Annotated in this window: 10 protein-coding genes; all 10 read right to left on the bottom strand. The window is 48.9% G+C overall.

Annotated elements, in window-relative coordinates; genetic code table 11:
• Window positions 1–8 precede the first annotated feature (8 nt).
• The 10 genes from D0A37_RS18480 to D0A37_RS18435 all read right to left on the bottom strand — a co-directional run bounded on the left by D0A37_RS18480 (window position 9) and on the right by D0A37_RS18435 (window position 19,198).
• A complete protein-coding gene (locus tag D0A37_RS18480) occupies window positions 9–398 on the bottom strand; it encodes a Rid family detoxifying hydrolase (protein ID WP_242716525.1) in 390 nt (129 codons plus the stop codon).
• A 231-nt stretch (window positions 399–629) separates the two neighbouring features.
• Window positions 630–2,750 carry a caspase family protein gene (locus D0A37_RS18475; protein WP_242716523.1) on the bottom strand — a complete coding sequence of 707 codons (2,121 nt, stop codon included), beginning with the start codon at window positions 2,748–2,750 and terminating at the stop codon, window positions 630–632.
• Window positions 2,751–2,868: 118 nt separating this feature from the next.
• The gene (locus D0A37_RS18470; protein WP_242725616.1) at window positions 2,869–5,151 is read right to left on the bottom strand and encodes a WD40 repeat domain-containing protein; all 2,283 of its coding nucleotides are present in this window, start codon (window positions 5,149–5,151) and stop codon (window positions 2,869–2,871) included.
• 27 nt (window positions 5,152–5,178) lie between these two features.
• A complete protein-coding gene (locus D0A37_RS18465; RefSeq protein WP_242716521.1) occupies window positions 5,179–6,927 on the bottom strand; it encodes an nSTAND1 domain-containing NTPase in 1,749 nt (582 codons plus the stop codon).
• A 239-nt stretch (window positions 6,928–7,166) separates the two neighbouring features.
• On the bottom strand, window positions 7,167–12,494 hold the full coding sequence (locus tag D0A37_RS18460) for a hybrid sensor histidine kinase/response regulator (RefSeq protein WP_242716519.1): 5,328 nt from the start codon (window positions 12,492–12,494) through the stop codon (window positions 7,167–7,169).
• 148 nt (window positions 12,495–12,642) lie between these two features.
• A complete protein-coding gene (locus D0A37_RS18455; RefSeq protein WP_242716517.1) occupies window positions 12,643–13,356 on the bottom strand; it encodes an HNH endonuclease in 714 nt (237 codons plus the stop codon).
• 141 nt (window positions 13,357–13,497) lie between these two features.
• A complete protein-coding gene (locus D0A37_RS18450) occupies window positions 13,498–16,593 on the bottom strand; it encodes a methyl-accepting chemotaxis protein (RefSeq protein ID WP_242716515.1) in 3,096 nt (1,031 codons plus the stop codon).
• Window positions 16,594–16,740: 147 nt separating this feature from the next.
• On the bottom strand, window positions 16,741–17,274 hold the full coding sequence (locus D0A37_RS18445) for a chemotaxis protein CheW (protein ID WP_242725613.1): 534 nt from the start codon (window positions 17,272–17,274) through the stop codon (window positions 16,741–16,743).
• Entirely contained in the window at window positions 17,274–17,423 is a 150-nt protein-coding gene (locus D0A37_RS18440; RefSeq protein WP_242716513.1) for a hypothetical protein, read from the bottom strand. The genes D0A37_RS18445 and D0A37_RS18440 overlap by 1 nt, the downstream gene beginning before the upstream one ends.
• A gap of 566 nt (window positions 17,424–17,989) precedes the next feature.
• Window positions 17,990–19,198, bottom strand: coding sequence for a response regulator (locus tag D0A37_RS18435; protein ID WP_242716511.1), 1,209 nt, complete (start codon window positions 19,196–19,198; stop codon window positions 17,990–17,992).
• Between the last annotated feature and the right edge of the window lie 42 nt (window positions 19,199–19,240).

Below are 19,240 nucleotides of genomic sequence, written 5' to 3'. Positions count from 1 at the left end.
AACTCATGTTAAATAACCGCAATACAGTCAATCTCTACTAACACATCTTTCGGCAAACGCGAAACTTCCACACAAGCGCGCGCCGGTGCAGTTTCCGCATCAAAATATTTCGCATAAACCGCATTTACGGCGGCAAAATCATTCATATCTTTGAGGAAAACGGTAGTTTTTACCACATCCAACCAAGTAGCGCCGGCTTCTGTGAGAATCGCTTCGAGATTTGCCATGACTTGTTCGGTTTGTTTGGCCACGTCGTCGGTGTAGACAATATCGTTTAGTCTAATGTCGATCGCAATTTGACCAGCTACAAACAGCATAGTGCCCGTAGCGGCGATCGCTTGATTGTATGGGCCCACGGGTGCTGGTGCTTTGTCAGTACGAATAATTTTGCGCGTCATAGATGTTACTGTTTGAGATTCTTGTTGAGAAGTTGCTTAAGAAGACCATTCCCAGTTTACGCCATAACGGCCACATCGCTGAGGACATAAATAACCTGATGAATAGAGTCCTGACCCCGCGTTTCATAAACGGTTTGATTCGGGTATTATGCAACTGTCAACTGTCAACTGTCAACTGCATAGGGATTACCTCATCTCTGAGTAGAATACAACCATTCCTAAAAAAAATCTCTAAATCAAACTGCTATCTTTTTTCACCATCATTTCCACTTTTTCCGTCGTCCATTCCTCACTAGCATCAGTAACACCCTTAATATTTCGCTGAGGGTTATCTTCATCCACAACTGCCGTCAATAATTGTTCCAAAGCATTAGTAGGTTCTTGATTCCCAAATCCTTTCCGAGATTGGTCTAACGCTGGCAATTCCAACAATTGAAAATTCGTTGCATCCACCGTTGCAAATACTTTAATGACATCTACTCCTTCCTGATAATTTTCTGGTAATTCGATCTCAAAGCGAGTTTCTCTAGATTTTCCGCGGTCTACAACTTCATAACTAGCACCTTTGGGATAGAATTTGACAATACTCAAATCCGCCTGAAGTATCAAAGCAGAAATATTTAAAGTGCAATTAGATTCATATTCATTGTGAATTCGCAGGACAACCCGTTCGCCTTCTTCTAACACCGGCACCTTACCATCAGCGTTCACAACTACTTGTTCTCCTTTGACTGATTTAACTAACTCAACCTTAAGTTTGCCCTTTAATGGTGCGTTTGCTCCCTTATTATCCAGTTCCAAAATACTCTCATATCTGGCAACATGAATTAAGCGATTAATTAGCCTTTTTGTGGCTTCAGGTTCATCAATTTTTATTGGAGAAACAATATTTTTGATTGGTTCTTTATTCGCATCTAAAATCCAATACTCCCCTTCTGAATTGAGGGAAACAAAATAATCTACATTCTCATCGGTTTCTGTTTCCGAACAAAATTCTATCCAGCGATGACCTTCAACTTCCTCTTTTTTAGTTAGAAGGATAGTAGGAAGTAATGGCACATTGACAACCGAAGATTGTGGTAATGGGTCAGGTAAGAGAAGGCGAACTTTGCGAATTTGTTTTAATCCTGGCGATAAATAGACAGCAGGGGAACCAATTTCAACCATTCCTTCGGTTAATTGAGAATTTATGGTTCTGATACCATATAGCGCCGTTACTTCTGCCCAACAGTCCGATGCTCCCAATTCTACTACTTTAGCCGTTGCGATCCGGTTGTCACTATCTTCAAAATCCCTCGTTCTGAATTTGAAAATATCAAATTCTGCCCCTTCTTTAATACCGCTTGCTTCCCCAATTTGTAGTTGCACTCGGTTTTTCTTGATATCTACTTTCATTACCGGCACCTTACGGCTAGCACCAACAGACTGACCGCCAAAAAAAGTGCGATCGGTCTCTCCCATCAACATTGGGGTTTGTCGTACAAATTTATTGTGAACTTTATTAGAAATGTGATTGAACAGATTCTCTACAGAAATTTCTGTACCATATTGCCGCAAAGCTTTTAATAAAAAATAAGTCAAAGCGCCGTTGCTTTCTGTTCCTTCAAACACATTTTCATACGCCAATTCATCATCTCTACAAGCTGCTATTAAGGTATAACCTTTTGGTTCGGGTAACAAACCATTGACAACTGTAATATTGCGGCTATTTGCTGTTAAAGTTTGCCAATTTTGTGCTAATTCCTGAACAGGTGCTACTAAACTATATGTTGGTCGGGGAGTCGTGTCAATAAAACCGCCACCGCGAACTCGGTCATCTCCGCTGATTTCTCTCGTGGCGCCACCGGAATGACAGCTATCGAGTACGAGAGTTACAACTAACTCTTTTTTCACCATTTCTTCCAGGAGTTTGGCAAATTCTATGTCGCATAAATAGTGGGAATTTGGTTGACCGATATCTGTGGGAACTAAGGCTTCATCTAAAGCACCAAAACCCTTGATATCCTCAAAAATTGTATTCGCCCGTCCGCCATGACCGGAGTAGTGAATATATACGCGGTCTTGCGGTTGGGCTTTGGCGGTTAGTTCTTTGAATTTGGCGACGATATTCTCATAAGTGGGTAAGAGTTCGGGGGGTTCTTTGGGTTGGTTGGGATTCTCAGAAGCAGTTGCCGTGAGTTTAATAATTTGGTCGGGGGTGAGGTTGAAGGTTTCTTTTAAATAAGTTTCGACGTGGTTAATATCTTGAACGCATCCCCGCAAGTTTTTGTAGCGTCCATCAGGCAAATCATGGGGGAAGTAGAAGTCGATACCGATGAGGAGGGCGTAGAAGTTGGGGGTTTGGTTTGTCATGGTAGATGCTGGGTAAGGGGTTTGAGAAAAGTTTTATTTTTATATATGGTTGAGGTGGGTATTTTTATGCAGTTTCTGAGATTAACTTGTTATTTTAAACAAACTTTCTGGCAAAAGCCTATTGATTTATAGGAACACCATCACACAGGTGCCTGTCGCTGTCACTGACATTGGGGCTGCTTTGTAAATAGTCGTAGCTACGCACCCAGTCACAGCCACGCTTAAGTAAATCATCAAACTCGAAATTCCATAGTTTGATCGTCTTGTCAGCGCTTGCGGTCGCCAAGGTTTTGCCATCTGGGCTAAAGGCGACACTCATGACCAGACTGCTATGGCCGGCCAGGGTGGCAATCGGTTTTTGGCTTTGCAGATTCCACAGTTTGATGGTCTTGTCAGCGCTTGCGGTCGCCAAGGTTTTGCCATCTGGGCTAAAGGCGACACTCATGACCAGACTGCTATGGCCGGCCAGGGTGGCAATCGGTTTTTGGCTTTGCAGATTCCACAGTTTGATGGTGTTGTCCCAGCTAGCAGTTGCCAAGGTTTTGCCATCTGGGCTAAAGGCGACACTATTGACCCTAATGAGATGGCCGGCCAGGGTGGCAATCGGTTTTTGGCTTTGCAGATTCCACAGTTTGATCGTCTTGTCAGCGCTTGCGGTCGCCAAGGTTTTGCCATCTGGGCTAAAGGCGACACTATTGACCACATTGCTATGGCCGGCCAGGGTGGCAATCGGTTTTTGGCTTTGCAGATTCCACAGTTTGATGGTGTTGTCCCAGCTAGCAGTTGCCAAGGTTTTGCCATCTGGGCTAAAGGCGACACTATAGATCTTTTCGCTATGGCCGGCCAGGGTGGCAATCGGTTTTTGGCTTTGCAGATCCCACAGTTTGATGGTGTTGTCCCAGCTAGCAGTTGCCAAGGTTTTGCCATCTGGGCTAAAGGCGACACTATAGATCTTTTCGCTATGGCCGGCCAGGGTGGCAATCGGTTTTTGGCTTTGCAGATTCCACAGTTTGATCGTCTTGTCAGCGCTTGCGGTCGCCAAGGTTTTGCCATCTGGGCTAAAGGCGACGCTTGTGACCCCACTGCTATGGCCGGCCAGGGTGGCAATCGGTTTTTGGCTTTGCAGATTCCACAGTTTGATGGTGTTGTCCCAGCTAGCAGTTGCCAAGGTTTTGCCATCTGGGCTAAAGGCGACACTATTGACCACACTGCTATGGCCGACCAGGGTGGCAATCGGTTTTTGGCTTTGCAGATTCCACAGTTTGATGGTGTTGTCACCGCTTGCGGTCGCCAAGGTTTTGCCATCTGGGCTAAAGGCGACACTTATGACCAGACTGCTATGGCCGGCCAGGGTGGCAATCGGTTTTTGGCTTTGCAGATTCCACAGTTTGATGGTGTTGTCCCAGCTAGCAGTTGCCAAGGTTTTGCCATCTGGGCTAAAGGCGACACTATTGACCGAATCGCTATGGCCGGCCAGGGTGGCAATCGGTTTTTGGCTTTGCAGATTCCACAGTTTGATGGTCTTGTCAGCGCTTGCGGTCGCCAAGGTTTTGCCATCTGGGCTAAAGGCGACACTATTGACCACATTGCTATGGCCGGCCAGGGTGGCAATCGGTTTTTGGCTTTGCAGATTCCACAGTTTGATGGTCTTGTCAGCGCTTGCGGTCGCCAAGGTTTTGCCATCTGGGCTAAAGGCGACACTATTGACCACATTGCTATGGCCGGCCAGGGTGGCAATCGGTTTTTGGCTTTGCAGATTCCACAGTTTGATGGTCTTGTCATCGCTTGCGGTCGCCAAGGTTTTGCCATCTGGGCTAAAGGCGACACTATTGACCGAATCGCTATGGCCGGCCAGGGTGGCAATCGGTTTTTGGCTTTGCAGATTCCACAGTTTGATCATGTTGTCACTGCTGGCAGAAGCTAAGGTTTTACCATCTGGGCTAAAGGCGACACTCATGACCACACTGCTATGCCCTTCCAAACGGCGTTCTCTGACTCCGTAAACCGCTTGTCGCAAAGTTGCCTCCACCCACATTGGCGGTCTACCCTTTACCTGTGCTGCCCGTAAACCTTCCATCAGCGCATCGAATGTTTGCCCTTGGCTAAAAAGTGCCATTGAAGAACGACTGATAGCCTCGCTGCGAGATATTTCTGCTTGCCACCACTGCCAAGTTGCAAAAATACCAAAACCCGAAACAACGATAAAAGCACCAGACACACCAAAAGTAATAAATTGCCACCTACGTTTTTGTTTCTGAACGCTAACCTGAATAAAATCTCGCTCCTCCTGGGTCATTTCATCGGCGCGTTTACGCAACCAATCTTCTGCCAAATTTAACGGCACACCGCGCAACAACGCCCCAGAGTCATGGTTGTTATTTTTCCACTCCCGTAATCTCACCTTCAACCGTTCTTGCCAAGTCCGAAACTAACGGTTCGCATTAATCCATTCGCGCAGCGTTTCCCATTCTCGAATCAGTGCTTCATGCACTACTTCTACTGTATCTTCCTGTTCTTGTCGTCCCGTTACCACCAAACGCGCTTGATATCCAGCTAAATAACTCACCAAATTCCAGTTATCTTCCCCCACTTCCGCACGAGTAGCAACGCGCCTGGTATCCTCCGTTCCTTCCCCCGGACGTACTAATTGCACAAATATTCGCTGTGCCTGCTTTTTCTGTGTTTCGTTCAGTTGTTGATAAACCTGTTCTGCATGATTGGCAATGGCTTTTTTAACCCCGCCAATTTCTTTATAAGCTTGGTGAGTTAATTCTCGGTTGATTTGCTTTTCCCACAACCGAGTTAAGGCAAATTCTAATAAGGGTAAATTCCCCGGTTCTTGCCCCACATCATCAAGAATGCGTTGGGTTAATTGTGATTCTAACTGTACTTCTAATTTTTGAGCAGGTAATTCAATAGCTGCCTGTAATTCTTCCCGCTTCATTGAACTGAGTAATTGCGGTGTAAATTCCTGCAACGCATCCCGAAACGGACGATAGGAAAGCACATAACCGTAAAAGTCAGCCCGTAAAGTCGAAACTAAGGTAATATTTTCTTGAGCTATCGCCGTTAGCAACGCATCAGCAAAACGTTCCTGTTCTTTCTTGACCTGACAAAGGGTATACAATTCCTCAAATTGGTCAGCAACTAACAACAACCGTTTATCAGGATTACGCTCTAAAATGCGAGATACTACCTGCTGCACGGTGATTCTACCTTGCTGCATATCATCTGCTAATCCCACCGCTTCCCGTAATTGTTGAGTTTCACCGGCTTCTGGTTCTAATTGCCGTACCAATGCAGAAGCTAAAGGCAAAAACGGTTCTTTCCCCGCCGGACGGAAAGATGCAATTAACCAGTTTCCCTCTTTTTTCAATTTGGGAATTAATCCCGCAAATACCACTGAAGACTTACCACTGCCACTTGGCCCAACCACCGCTACTAATGGTTGTTTGTGCGTTATTTCCACTAAATTACTCACAAATTTTTCTTGTCCAAAAAAGAAGTCTGCATCTTCTTCTCCAAATGCAGACAATCCTTGATAAGGATTAGGCGGAATAACATTTTCTAAAGGAGTTAAAATATTATCAATATGAGTATCTATTAACTTTTTTTTATGAAAAACAGGAGTTTCATGCTCTCGGAAACTCATCATCTGCGAACAACCTAACTTGTAGGCTTCTTCCACTTCATACCCGGCAGCAATGCCATCATAAAACGCTACCGCAAAGGCAACTGCTGCTCGATCTCCCACAGCCTTATTCATACCAACGACATAATTAACGTATTGGCTAATTGCTTCCGCCTGTACTTCCGAATAACAAGCATTCAGAACTACACAATTTACACCTTTCTGGGCAAACAATTCAAAATAACTGGCGAGGACATCTGTTCGCACCACCGCCTTTTTTCCAGTCTCATCTTGTAGAACAATTCCCTCTTCTCCCGCACCATGCCCGCAAAAGTGAACTATTTGGGGTTGATAATCTAAAATCGCTCGATAAAAGTCACGGGAACGCACCGCCCACTTTTGTTCTAATTTATACTGTTCGCCCTTATTTGCCCGCCGCAATCCTTCCTCAATTTCCCGTACTTCTTCCGGCAATCGCAAGGCTTGCATATTGGTGGGATTGGCTGCCAGAATTAAAATTGTTTTGATCGGGGCGTTGCTACTCATAATACAAACGAACGGTCGGATAATTTTTTAATAGGCTAGACCTCTAACCTAAGTTGATATTTATTCTGAAATTCATCTACGTTAATCTGCATCCATCTGCGGTTAAAAATGTCGTTTTATTAAAGAGGTATGAGAGCCATAAGCCGCTCCAGCAACCGATGTGGCTTCGTTGCCACCCCCCGAACATCTGCGGTTAAGAAATTCCCTTTTTTAACCGCAGATAAACGGAGATTTACACATTACACACCAACCGGAGCACCAACAACCTCACCTTTCAACATCCGAGAAGCAGCATCAAGCAATTGCTCCTCCAGATAAGGCTTAGTGAAATAGCCTTTCGCGCCCAAACTGTAAGCCATTTGGCGGTGTCTGTCAGCACCGCGAGAAGTCAACATCGCGATCGGCAATTCACACAAAACCGCATCCTTCTGCATCCGAGAAAGTAGTTCTAAACCATCCATTCTCGGCATCTCAATATCGCAGAAAACGATATCGCAAGGCAGACCAGATTTCATCTTTTCCCAAGCTTCCTTACCGTCGCGAGCTTCTTCCACACGATAGCCAGACTTCTCGAAAGTAATCGACAAGAGCGATCGCACCGTAATCGAGTCATCCACAATCAGCACAGTCGGCTCAGTCTTCTCGATTTCCGCCTCCTTAGTAGCTCTCTCGATCTCATCCCAAAGCGTACCGCCAGCTTCCTTCCGCAGCCTTCCGGTAGCCAAATCGATCAGCTCCAGAACGTCCGCAATCGCCACGATCCGACCGTCCCCGAGCACCGTGGCCCCAGCAATCCCGATCGGCTTCGGCACCGGCCCTTCCAACGGCTTGATCACAATTTCCTGTTCCGTCGAAACCTGATCCACCTGCACCGCCAAGAAATTGCCCGCAGACCGCAGCACGATCACCGAAATCATGTCATCGTCAGTATTAAACCCGTAAACACTGCCCCGGCCCAAATGGCGGTTGTAAGCCAGCAAATCCCGCAGCGGCCGGAACGGCAAGCTTTGACCCCGCCACTCAATGCAAGGCAAACCGTCCGCCCCCGTCGTCACCTGATCGCGAGGCACATCGATCATATCCTCGACCCCATCCATCGGGAAAGCAATCCGAGCTCGATCGCTAATGCAAGTCAGAGCCTTAGAAATACTCAACACCAGAGGTAAACGGATGGTAAACACAGTCCCCTTGCCGATCGTTGAATCAATCGACACAGTACCGCGAATCTCCTGCAAGGAAGTCTGCACCACATTCATACCGACTCCCCGGCCGGCATACTCCGTGGCCTGTTCCTGAGTGCTGAAACCCGGCATAAACAGCAAATCGTAAACTTCCGAGCGAGACATCCTCTGAGCCTGAGCCGCCGTCAGCAAACCCTGCTTAATTGCCTTCGCCTTCACCCTTTGCGGGTCAATTCCCGCCCCGTCGTCAGAAACCGAAACCACCGTTTGGTTCCCTTGGTGGAAAGCACGAATCGTAATCCGGCCGACAGCAGGCTTCCCAGCCGCCAGACGCACTTCGGGCGGTTCGATCCCGTGAGTAATCGCATTGTTCACCAAATGAGTCATCGGGTCATACAGTTGATCCACAATCATCTTGTCGATCTGAATATCCTTACCCTCAACCTGCAACTGAGCCTGCTTCCCGCACTTAATCGCAATTTCCCGCACCGCGCGGAACAGCCTGTCCGTCGTCTCCGCAAACGGCTTCATCCGGGCGCGAGTCAAACCTTCTTGCAGTTGAGTCGTAACTTGTCGCAGTTGGCGAGTCACCTGATCGGCCTCATCCACCAAAAACTCAATGTCCGCCGCCGACTCCCGCACCCGCACGATCAGCTCAATAATCTCCTGAGCCAAACTGTGGAAAGGAGTAAACCTGTCCATTTCCTCTGGTCTCCAGGCACTTTCCCGGGTGTGGGCCGAATCCTCAGAGCGCCATGCCGATCGATGTCCCTGGCGGTTTGCCAGCAAAGCAATCTCCAAAAGACTCCGCTCGTAGAAATCCTGAGTCCGCTGGCTCACATCGCTCAGCAGCGTTACCTGGTGCAGCAAATTGTCCAAAAACTGCCGCATCCGTTCTTGGTCTTGCTCCAAACTGTTGCGGTTCACCACCAGTTCCCCCATCAAATTGCTGAGGTTATCCAGTTGCTTGATCGGCACCCGCATCGTTTGGTCGCCGAACCCGCCCGCGCGCATATTGCGCCTGGGTCTGTTGATCGCCGACGGCCCGATATTGCCTTCCCCTTGGCGGCCGCTCTCCTTGGGATCTTCCAGCAGTTTTTCCAAATCGCCAAATTCGTCGTCGCTCTCCTCGGCTGCAGCGCGCGAAGCTTTACTGGCAGTTGTCGCCGGTGCAGGAATTTCCGGCATAGTTGCGCTCTCGCTGAGAAGCTCTTCGAGATCCGAGAAAACTTCTGTATTTACCGGACTCTGATTTGTTCCCCCAGAAGCTGCTATGACAGCTCCAGCACCCCCTGCAATTAAGAGTGCTTCTAAATCGTCAAAATTGCCTTCGTCGTCCTCAGCGCCTGATTCGCCATCGCCAAAAAAGTCTGCCAGCGACCCCTCTTCCAACTCCGAGGAATCGGCCTGGGCCGACTCGTCCTCAGCGTCCCAAAAGCCGGTGGTCAGTTCCGAAGTCACCAGAACTTCCGCATCGATCGAATCCCACAAATCATCAAAACCCTGCAACTCTTCGCTGTTGAGGGTAGCCCCATTTTCCATCACCGAGAGCAAGTCACCATCGCCCTCAAACATACCACCATCGAGAGGTTCTGTCGGCAGCGCATCTAAATCCGCACTCGAAAAATCTGTTTCCAGGGCATCAAACAAATCATCCTCGTCCTCCGACTCCCCAGTGGCATTTGTTTCGGATCGATCGAACAAATCCGCACCTACCTGGTCGAAGAAACCATCGGAAGATTGGGCCGACAACTCCTCCTGAGCAACAGCAGCGGTCTCCTCTGGCGCCGCTCCAGCATCGCCCTGCTGTACCAGCCCTTCCCCAAACATATCCTCCAAGAAATCGAAAGCTGCGCCCTCATCAGATTCGGCATTGGAAATTTCCGACTCAGGACGATCGTCCGACAAAGCCCCAAGTTCAACGGCTGCCGAATTTACCAAGCTTGGGTCGGAAACAGCCGCACCATTGTTCTCCAAGAAATTTGCCAAGTCGCCCTCATCAACTTCCACATCGGCACTCAGCAATTCTGAATCCCCATCATTCAGCCAACCCCCACGGGCTTGCCCCGAAGCTTGCCCCTCATACTCAGTACCCGTAGGTACAGAACCGAACAGCTCAGCCAAATCAGCCGCTTCTCGGGAGGTAGCCACTCCTTGGCTATCCCGCACAGTTTGTTCATCCTCAGAAATCGAACCCGAGGTCATATCCCCAAACAGCGCATCTAAATCCGTATCGTCCACTTCCAGGTTGAGCGATTGCACAGACTCGTCTTCCAGGCCGAAAGCATCTTCTAGCCAGTTTTCATCCGCAGAGATATCTAAATCAGAATTTGATGTCATGTTAAAAACGTTGCTCATTTCCTCATTTTTTGCAATGCCTGCAGCTTGATCTCGATCGCCCCCGTTCTCCCCACCTTCGTCTTCTGAAGAAAGGAAATTAGAAGTAATCCCCAAAAGCTCGCTCACATCCGAGTCCTCGCCAAGCTCAGAGAGCAACTCGAAATCATCCATTTCAGGGAGAGCAAGCGCTTCTGCACCCGCTGAATCATTATTATTCCCGCCCCCTGCAGCAGGCTGCTTCGATCCTGCGTCGAAAGCCTCAGACTTGAGGGAATACTCCGAAGAGACTGCCGGCACATCCGTTGCCTCATCAGATAAGCCTAAATCGCCGAACAAGTTATCGAAATCAGCATCCTCCGTAACACCAGCAGAAGTTTGGGCCGCCACTTCGTCCAAAAGCGTACCGAGAGCATCTTCGTCAGCTTGTCCCCTGGCTGGCGCCACCCTGTTGTCTCGCCGCTCCAAACCGCCCCTACCGTTACCCGTTTTAAGCTTTTTGCGAGCTAACCGCTGGCTCGAACCCGCATTTTTTTTCTGACCGGCAGCTACTGCCGAGCCCTCTGCTTCCTCTCCAAACAGCAAATCCTCCCCAAACAAACTCGTCAAGTCGTCAATCGGAGGCTTCGTGTTCGTTTCGGAACTTTCCGCATCGTATTCGTCAAACAACAAATCAGTAAAATCGCCGGAATTGTCCTCATCGTCTGACCCCAGCATTCCCGCCGCCGACATCCCAGAAGACTGTGCATAGTCGAGGTCTTCTTCTTCTTCCCAAGCGCCGTCGAGATCCGGGGACTCGCCGTCAAACAAGTCAGCTAAAGTGTTAAGTTCTGCCGCGCCCACTTCCGGGCCGGTGCGGGTCGAGCCTCTAAAAGCACCCGTCTCCATATCCGATTCTGCGAAGGCGGCATCGTCGTCGAACTGAGACGATCGAAGGCCACTGTCATCGTTGCTGTCGCCACTGTCTAGTTGGTCGAACAGCTCGTCTATACTCAGCCCAGAAATAGTCGGCAGCAACTTGTTCAATCCATCCGGGGCATCGCTCGAACCCAGCAGATCCCAGGCTTCATCCTCAACAGAAACCACATTTTTCCCGGATGTACTCGGTTGAGCGAAGGCCAGCAAATCTTCAAAATCCGTTTCTGGAACCAGAACAGTCGGCTGCAGCGCCAGAAGTTTTGCGCTTGGTGCGATCGACGATTCTAGACCGGAAATTACCAGTTCTTGCGCTTGTTTGATGTCTTTGATTACCGTTGGGGCTAAGGTACGGTAGCTATTTTCTGGGTTGGCGATCGCCTTGGATACAGCTTGAATCAATTCTATCCAGCAGGGCAGTTCAAATTCTTCCCCCGTCCTGAGCAAGTTCCGACAAATGTTCTTGAGTTGCCGCCTGCTTTCTGGCCCCTCGGGCTGTTTGAACTCTTGCAGGAGTTCCCGCATCCTCGCCGGCACGTCCGAGTCAAATACTACCTGTAGCGCGCTGTCTTCTGTTGCTCTGGGATCAGGTGCGTAAACTGACCGCGAATCCTGAAAACTCCTTGATGAGGCAAACGCCCCGACTCCCATCCCCGCCATCACTGGTTCGGCTACTGGCATCGCGTAGCTATCGTCTGTATGGTGTTCTCCGTGTCCAACGAGTCCCCCCAAGTGCCCGTTAAGTTCTTCAAATACTGGTTCTAATTCTCGAACCATCTGTTCTCCCAATTCCTCTGTCAGTCCAAAAGGCCCCGACAGTTGCTCTAACAGCCCTTGCAATGTGTCAAAAATTCGCAGGAAAAGGGACTCTAGCTGTTGGTCTACTTTAACGCTGCACTCTTTTAAAACTTTAAAACTATCTTCTAGTCGGTGAGCTGTTTGCTGAATGCTGGTCAGCCCCAGCATTGCTGCTCCTCCTTTGACAGAGTGAGCGGCCCTAAATACTTCGTTGACCAGTTCTGGGTCTTCGATCGTGGTTTGCAGATTCAGCAAGCCTTGTTCGATCGTATTGAGGTGGTCTTTTGCCTCCTCAATAAAGTAGCCCATTATCCTCTGTTGTTGCTCCGGCAGCATAGTTTTATTCCTGATTTTAAGCGTTATTGTATTGGGTCTATGTTAGTAGTTCTAGACAAGCTCTTTGTAGATCTCGCCCCTTGCCAAGAGAATAATCTGACTGCGAGATATGGCAAATGTCCTGGCTATTTTTGTTTTCGATAGAGCCTCACTTAAAAGATAGCGAATCTCCCGCACCTTTTCGGGTGTGAGTTTGCCGTTGACAGATGGAAGGAAAGGAAAGCGGCTTTTTTCGTTTGGCCTGGCGGGAGTTATCGGCGGGCGTTCCTTCCCACGAATGGTCGGGATTGACACAACCGCGATCGTGGCAACTGTGACACGCAAAATAACCGAGTTTGAGAGGTCTTCCCAGTTTGTGTTCCAGTACAAGTCTGTGAGCGTAGAAGCTTTTTGTTTTGCCATTAATTTTAGTACCTTCAATGGCGTAAACATCACTTCTGTTAGCTAAGGTACAAATTATGCAGCCGTTGGGCTTTATTTGTACCCGAATATCGGTAATTATTTCTTGGCAGCGCAGTTGTTTTTGAGCTTTCCCCTCAGATGTAATTTCGACATCTTTAATACGTTCTTTTTTAAACCTATCTTGAGAATTTTCCAGCCGAGAACCTTCCCACAAATGGTTAGGATTAATGCAGGATAGAACATCGCCCGTATGGCAATCAAAGTATTCCGGTCTGATTTGCCTACCTAATGAATGTTCTAATAATAAACGGTGGACAGTTAAAGTTTTCCATTCGCCCTTAATCCGAAGTCTTTTGGTGGCATAGCCCCTGCTATTTTTTCCTAAGCTATAAATCATACAGCTCGTCGGCTGAATCTCGTAAATTATGCCATGAATCACCTCTACTATGTTATTCTCCATCTGTGCAACTCCTACTTAATTTAGGTGCTGAATTAGCATCCCCGCAGTGTTTTCAGGACTGCGAGGTTGCTTTTTGTCTGCTATCATTGCCAGACCAACGTGGTTGTAAATCAGCTAGCCAAACAAGCATCAGACAATTAATTATTGTCTTTCTGCTGTTTCTACTCGGAATCTTTCTACCGATGTCAAAAGGTCGCGAGCAACGCCTACCAAGTTTTGCAAAGCACCAGAAACTCGCTGCGCTTCTTGGGATGTTTCCTGAGCAGTTAGCTCTACTGCTTGCATAACCGAGGCCACGGCGCGAGCTGTTTCGTTTTGCTCTACAGTGTCGGCAGTAATCGATCGCACCAACACGTCAATTCGGTTAGTTACTTGAATGATATCTTCAAGCGATCGCTTCGCTTGTTCTGCCAATCTTGTGCCCTCAATAACCTGCTGCGTCCCTTCTTCCATCGCCGTCATTACCGCGCCGGTTTCGCTTTGAATTTGCATCACGATCTGTTCGATTTCTTTCAAAGACTTCGCCGATCGGTCTGCCAATTGTCGCACCTCGTCTGCCACGATCGCAAAACCCCTGCCCGCTTCCCCAGCTCTCGCCGCCTCAATACTGGCGTTGAGGGCCAACAAATTCGTCCGGGAGGCGATCGTCGCAATTAAAGCCACAATCTTAGAAATTTCTTGAGAAGCTTCCGCCAACCGCTTGACTTTTCTAGTGGTTTCTGCTACCGTTTCTCGAATTTCTAAAATCCCGGCCACCGTCCGCTCCACAGCCTCGCCCCCTTTCAGAGCCGTTGCCGCCGCGCCCCGGGCCACTTCTTCCGCCTCTCTAGCGCTCTCTGCGACCCGCTGAATCGCGTCGGTGAGGACTTGCACCGAATTCAGCGTTGCCGCCAGTTCCTCAGCTTGCCGCAGCGCGTCGGAAGACAAATCGCCCGCAAACTTAGCACTATCTGTAGCGCCTTTGCTGACCTCCCGAGCCGCCTGCTTCACCTGATGCACAATTTCGCGCAGATTTTGAATTGTCAAGTTAAAGGAGTCAGCAACAGCACCCAAAACGTCTGCGGTCACTTCCGCAGTCACCGTCAAGTCACCCCGGGCCGCTCCTTCCACGTCGTCTAGCAAGCGAATCACTTGGCGTTGCAAGTCTTCTTTTGCCTGTTCCTGCTCGTCAGACTTGCGCCTGGTATCGCTAATCGTGGTTTGGATGACCTTCGCCATGTGGTTGAATTTAGCAGCCATTTTGCCAAATTCATCTTCCGAGTAAACCGTAGCGCGAGCGTCCAAAGCTCCTTGAGATACGGCATCGAACTGAGCTTGCAAATTGTCCGAGGACTTGCGTACCTGCTTGGCGATCAACTGGCCGATGCCCCAAGAAGTTAAAAAGCTCGTAAAGCCTGCTGCTGCGGTCATTACCCAGCCTGTTTGGCGCAGGTAAACGATCGCCTCCGGTTTGTCTTGCCGCAGAGCTTGATAGGAAGCAATGTTGGTGACGAAAGCCACAGCTACCAAAGAAACCAGTCCCGCCCCGATTGCCGTATACAACTGTTTTGTAAACAGAGGGGCATTTTCCAAGAAAGCCAGTCCCCCCTGTTCTACTGTTACCGAAGTATCGACCGCTTCTGTTTCGGTGGGAGAAAAAGTTGGCACTGACGTATCAGCCGGGCCGTTGATGCTAAATATCTCGTCATCCCGAATTGCTGAGCCATCACTGTTGTCAAAGTCCAGGCTGCTGCCCGTCGTTCCCATCATGCCGCTGGTCGAGTTGCCGAAATTCGTGTTACCTCTAGTCAAGATCGAACTGGTGGCATCTTCTGAGATATCAAAATCCGGCAAATTGCCTAAATCGTCAAATTCGTCAAATTCGTCTAAAAAGTCGCTGTGTTCTTGAGCGTTCCCAGTTTTTGACGACCAGGCACTGCTGTTCTTGTCGGACGACCCGAAAGCTGTCGCTTGTTCGTTTTCGTCGAAAGAGAAAGAATCGCTAAAAGCGTCGTCTTCAAAAGCATCTAACTCGAAGTTGTCTGTAGAGCCAAATGCCGGGGGGTTCGAGTCGCTGTAACCGTTGCTGTTGGCGGAGGCTGGATCGACTGAATTAAATTGTCCCCGGCTCGACCTTTGACTTTGAGAGTTGGGGACAGCACCTCCCATCAACAGCGTTTCGTCTTCCGCCAGCGAATAGTTTGACGAGTAGTCCGACCTGTTATTCGGCTGTTTGTTTTGAGGTGGAGAAGACCCGAAACCCGAGGAGGGCATCGCCTCGGCAAAAGGGTCTTCCTCTTCTTCAGCCGGAAGTGCGTTATGACCGTAATTTTGGCCACTCTGGGGCGGGGATTGGTAGTCGTAGTCGGAGTTCTCGTCGAATTCGTCTGGCAAATCGAGCGCAGCAAAAGCTTCGCCAAAATTGTCCGAGGGCCCGATGGGGGAGTCTAGGTGGTTCGAGTCGAAGGAATTCCCGGTTTCTGAGGAGGCAAAACTTTGACCGTTGAGCATCTGAGTCGGAGCTTCTGAAAACGAATCTCCTGAGTAAGGTGCGCTTTTCCCAGACACTTTGCTACTAGACACGTCAGCAGCATCAAACCCTCCATCATCTAAGGCAAAAGGGTCTCCAAAGTCCGAGTCGGCAAACTCATCTATGTCTAGCGAGTCGGAGGTATCAGCATAAGCTGCCATTCCGCCGCTGTCGCCACCAAAGGGGTTAGAATGTGAGCCTAAATCTGGGACTAAGCCTGCGTCCTCATCGTCTTCTGCTTCCCACCCCAAGCCACTCATCCCCAAGTCTGCCAAGTCCTCGTTTTCCATTTCGTCTGGGGAGTGACTTGTATAGGAAATGGATGGTGAATTTCCTTGGAAAAGTCCCAAATCTGGGTCTTCTAACCCTTCATCGAGAGATAAGTCTGGATAGAATTCTAATTCAGTTTCAGCAGACAAAGCCTCGAAATTTTCCGTTTGCAGTTCTCCAGATAAAAATTGGTCTGTGTAGGTAATTCCGCTGTGAGCGTGTTCCACCAAACTCTGGTCGTCACTCAGGCTTAGCACAACCGTGTACTGTTCCCTCGCCACCTCATACTGTTGCAGTCCATAGCAGTAAATGTGTCCGCACAGCAGGCGAGCGCTGGGGTCTTCGGGAAAATCTTCTACTAATTGATAAACTAGGGCTGCGGCTTCTGAATAGTTGCCATCCATGTAGGCCGCTTCTGCCCGTTGGTAGTCCTGCTGAAAGTTGGTACTTGTTGTCATTTGCCGCCCTCTTTGGATTTTAGATTTTAGATTTGAGATTTTTGATTTTTATCTTGAATTGAATGTTTAGATGCGCGCCTCAAGTCGTGTGACTGTTGATGGTTAGACCCCAATCGAAAATCGCAAATCGCAAATCTAAAATCGATTTCACGCTGCCCACCGCGCCGAGCGCAGAATTTTCACTTGATCTAGCAGTCGGAGCACTTTCTGAGCTTCTGCACCTAACATCCATTCTCCCCTCAGAAATGGAATCATGCCGTCTGGTGCATTGTTCTGAGAGTGCAGTTGCTCTACGTCGAGCCAGTCCATCCCCACAATTCGATCGACTGCCAGCCCCAAAATCGTGTCTTGGTCTTCCACAGCCACGATCGGGATTTCGGGTCTATCTGTGTTCAGAGGTGTTTGGTCTCCCAGAAATTGGCCGAGGTCTGCCACCCAAATCACTCGTCCTCTCATATTTAGCGTACCTAAAAGTAAAGAGGAAACGTTGGGGATCGGTGTCATGCGGTCTGGGGACGGGGATAGTACCTCTCTAATCCCTGTCGCTGGCAGTGCGAACTCGTTCCCCGAAGGAACGTAGAACCGCAGGTGCAGCTCGCCTTCGGGAGTTTCTAGTTCTTGGAATTCCGGAGCCGGATCTACGCCTAGTCCTGGTAATATAAAGTCTGGGCTACCGCTAATCATAATTCTGACACCTGCATTTCTAGCAAATTGTTGAGGTTTCCCGCCAAGAAGAACCCGATCGAAACTTCGATGGTCGAAACTTGACACCGCCAAGGGGTGAATGGTGCGACTGCCGGAGTTGCTTGGCAATAAATTCGCTCCGTCAATAATTGGCTGCAATCAAGAATTCGCGCGACCAATGCTTACAAATTAGCTCAAATCGACTACGAACAATTAATTTGAAACCCCTAAAACTTCACTTTGTACTCCCACCGCCGTCTCAAATGGTAAAACTCTGGGTAATTTCTGCGATGAATGCTAAACCGATACTCGGATTAGCGAGGATTTGTTGACACGGCTGGTGTACCGACAATCATGAACGGAGTCACTTAAGACTGAGAATTGGACTCTCGGACTTTGTACAGAAATACCTAGCAATAAGTAGCTCTGTGCATCAGTTTTTCGGAGTGGCTGCAAGTGGAGAACAAGTATATTATATTTGCACTTTGAGCGTGTTAGACCCACTGGGGCCTAGAGAAATTGAACAGAGTTTTACCGATGCCCTTATGCCAGCGCGCGGATTAATACATTCTAGTTTATGGTGCGATCGCCAATAGTGTCTGTGAGCTTTCTGTTTGTGGTCGTCGAGACTTGATCACACCGCAGGTACAAGAAAGCTCCGATCATGCCATCGGTGCGAAATTTATTTTTCTTTTAATTGGTCTTCTAGCGATCAGTCTAATAATCTTTCCGAGAGATTGACCCGAGGGTAGCCCGGGCCCACATATTTTTCTACCAGCATCAATAACTCGCTTTCACCAAAAGGTTTGGTGTAAAAGTCTGTAGCTCCTGCCATGCGGGCTTTAACGCGATCGATAAAGCCGTCGATACCCGTCAGTATAACGATCGGCGTCTGCCGGAAAGCGCTAGAACTCCGCAGCATAGCGCAAATTTCGTAGCCGTCGAGTTCCGGCATGGCGATGTCACACAGAATTAAATCGGGTTTGAGTGGAAACACCAAACTCAGGGCTTGGAGGGGATTGCCGATCGTAGTAGCTTCGTAACCGTGTTCATTTAAAATTGACTCAACTGTTTTGCGAATAACATTGTCGTCGTCAATACAGACAACTCTGGGAACCTTGGTTTCTGGGGACGACCATTCTTTTTTGTTGTTGGTGGGGGCAACAGAGGGCTCGTAAAATACTTGCACCAATCCCTGCTGCACAAAGGGGTAAATCGCCTTAGCGACAGTCAGCACGTCTCGGTTGAGGTACCGCGCCATTTGGCGGATCGAAGTGTGGCCGTCGGCCCAGCGTCTGAGAGTATTAAAGGTATTGACAGGCAGCGCTACTCGCAGCTCGGAGGGGTCTGAAATCACCGGGCATTGGTTGGGCGACTGAATGTGAGGGTGAAACTGCTTCCACTGCTGCACCTGTTTGACAATCTTGGCCAGCAGCGAGCTAATTTCTAAGCTGGTCAGTTGAGGACTCAAAGCTGGGCCCATTTCAAAAGTGAAGGAACCCTGGTGGAGACTGAGCAAGTCAAATAGGGTTTCGTGGATCATGCTCTGGATGATGTTGCGGCCTTGAGCTGGGGTGAGGATGTGGTTTTCTAGCAGGGCCCATAGGTAGCCGTATTCTGGGGCATTGGTAGATGCCATATAGGGAACTTGGATTTTGTCGAGGGCGGTATCTGCTTTGTAGCGGCGCAGGTAGTCGCGCAAGCGAAACAAACTGCCCGCACTCTGGGTAGCGTAAATAATCTGACCGTTGAAGCAGAAGACATACCAGGATTGTCCTGCAAGGGAGCGCGGGGTAGGTTGAGTACCCGTGCTGCTGCCGGTGGAGGTGTAGGCCTCTACGAACAGTTCTCCGGTTCGCTGACCTAACTCAATCAATTGCAGGATGCTGCGGATGTCTATTTCACTCAAATTTCCCTGCATGCAGCTAAAGTGTCCTCCTTAAAACCGTTGGCGTCTGAGCTC

It is taken from the genome of Microcoleus vaginatus HSN003 (assembly GCF_022701255.1).
GTDB lineage: Bacteria > Cyanobacteriota > Cyanobacteriia > Cyanobacteriales > Microcoleaceae > Microcoleus > Microcoleus vaginatus_B.
This window is presented reverse-complemented; position numbering and strand designations above follow the sequence as displayed.

Coding starts and splice junctions, on each gene's coding strand:
- D0A37_RS18460 (WP_242716519.1), bottom strand. CDS start 12,494: ATGCTGCCGGAGCAACAACAGAGGATAATGGGCTACTTTATTGAGGAG.
- D0A37_RS18435 (WP_242716511.1), bottom strand. CDS start 19,198: ATGCAGGGAAATTTGAGTGAAATAGACATCCGCAGCATCCTGCAATTG.
- D0A37_RS18450 (WP_242716515.1), bottom strand. CDS start 16,593: ATGACAACAAGTACCAACTTTCAGCAGGACTACCAACGGGCAGAAGCG.
- D0A37_RS18480 (WP_242716525.1), bottom strand. CDS start 398: ATGACGCGCAAAATTATTCGTACTGACAAAGCACCAGCACCCGTGGGC.
- D0A37_RS18465 (WP_242716521.1), bottom strand. CDS start 6,927: ATGAGTAGCAACGCCCCGATCAAAACAATTTTAATTCTGGCAGCCAAT.
- D0A37_RS18455 (WP_242716517.1), bottom strand. CDS start 13,356: ATGGAGAATAACATAGTAGAGGTGATTCATGGCATAATTTACGAGATT.
- D0A37_RS18475 (WP_242716523.1), bottom strand. CDS start 2,750: ATGACAAACCAAACCCCCAACTTCTACGCCCTCCTCATCGGTATCGAC.